The sequence below is a fragment of the Allobosea sp. P1_A7 genome (genome assembly GCF_056406775.1).
In genome coordinates, this window is sequence record NZ_JBFTZN010000544.1 from 1 (window position 1) to 1,604 (window position 1,604).

2 protein-coding genes are annotated in these 1,604 nt (G+C 63.8%); both read right to left on the reverse strand.

What is annotated here, in order from left to right:
- On the reverse strand, positions 1-374 hold a 374-nt coding region (locus tag AC1D34_RS37440), incomplete at its 3' end, for a CheR family methyltransferase (RefSeq protein WP_476827013.1).
- Positions 365-1,453: a chemotaxis-specific protein-glutamate methyltransferase CheB gene (gene cheB / locus AC1D34_RS37445; protein ID WP_476827014.1), complete on the reverse strand. Its 1,089-nt coding sequence runs from the start codon at positions 1,451-1,453 to the stop codon at positions 365-367. The genes AC1D34_RS37440 and cheB, both read right to left, overlap by 10 nt.
- Positions 1,454-1,604 lie beyond the last annotated feature (151 nt).

Sequence of the window (1,604 nt, forward strand, 5' to 3'; positions counted from 1 at the left end):
GAGTATGGCTCTTCGCCCGTCGAGCAGGGAACCGACCAGATCCTGATGCGGTCCCCTGGTCGTTTCTCGCGGATCCTGTCAGGCAGCAGCGACCGGCTCAGGCAGCGGAGCTGATGCTCCTCGCGAAAGAAATAAGTCTCGTTAATGGTGAAGCTGTTGATCAGGTGCTCCGCCTCGGTGGCGCTGCCAAGCAAGAACTCGAAATAGCGGGAAAAGGACGAGGAGTTCGTTGCGGCGACACGTTCGGCGACACGGCGATCGATATAATAGCGCTTGGCTTCGCCGAACAGCATGCCCGTGCGCCGGTACAGGAACTCGCAGAGGCGAACGAGCTCGCTTGCCGAAAGATATTTCGGCATCTCTCTCAGCGCCACGGGCTAATATCCTTCAGTCGCTGCCCGWTAGCGGAGAGCGGCACGACATCGGTCGCGCCGCCGAGGCCGACGAGTTCTCCCGGCATGCCCCAGACCASGGCGGTACTTTCAGCTTCAGCGATCGTGTGGCCGCCCGCCGCTCTCAAGTCGGCCATTGCGGCTGCGCCGTCATTGCCCATGCCGGTCATAAGCACCCCGACAAGGCGCTCGGCCGGGACATGCTCGAGTGCACTGCGGACAAGCCGGTCGACGCTCGGATGCCAGCGATGCTCCGGGTCCGATGGAGCCGGAAGCGCAACGAGCGCATCGCCGCGCCGGCTTATCACGAGGTCGGCATCGCCCTTCCCGATATAGACCGTTCCCGCCCGGATCACCGTCGGCCGTGTCACTTCCGTCACCTCGAGAAGGCAAAGCCTGTCCAGCCTTCGCGACAACGGCCCGGTAAAGGAGGCCGGCATGTGCTGCGCGATCAGGACCGGCCAACCGAAATCAGCAGGAAGCGTCGAAAGAACCGAATCCAGGGCGGGAGGTCCGCCGGTCGAGGTACCCACGAGGACGAAACTGCTCGCAGGGCGCTCGGCCGGGGCGGACAACGTTGTTTGGCGCCCGCGCAACGCTTGAGGGTGCAATTGAGCGTTGCCGGCGCGAAACTTCAACCGATCGGCGAGGCGGCGGCTTCGTCGGATCGTCGTTGCGGCCGCCGCGCGCACGCGCTCGACGATGAGCGGCGTCAGTTCCTCCGCGTGCAGCGAGATCGTGCCCTGGGGCTTCACGATGAAATCGACCGCGCCCATGTCCAGCGCCCGCAAAGTCGCTTCGGCGCCCCGCTGCGTCAGACCGGAGACCATAACCACCGGGCAGGGATACTCGACCATGATGCGATCGAGACATTCGAGCCCGCCGAGATTGGGCATTTCGATATCGAGCGTCACGACATGCGGCCGAAAGCTCTGGATCTTGTCGAGTGCCTCGATACCGTCCCTCGCGGATTCGACGTCGAAATCCGGCTCCGCCTCGAAAATCCTGCCGAGGAAGCGCCGCATCAACGGGGAATCATCAACCACCAGCACGCGGATCACGGCTTGGACATTGCCCCAGCATCAGGCTTGAAACGGTCCAGAAGATCGCGCTCCGCCTTTTGCAGGAGCTCCTCCGGATTGATCAGCAGGATCATGGCGCCGTCAGCCCCGCGAGCCGCGACCCGATCGAAAGTCTGGGCGTTGTCCCCCG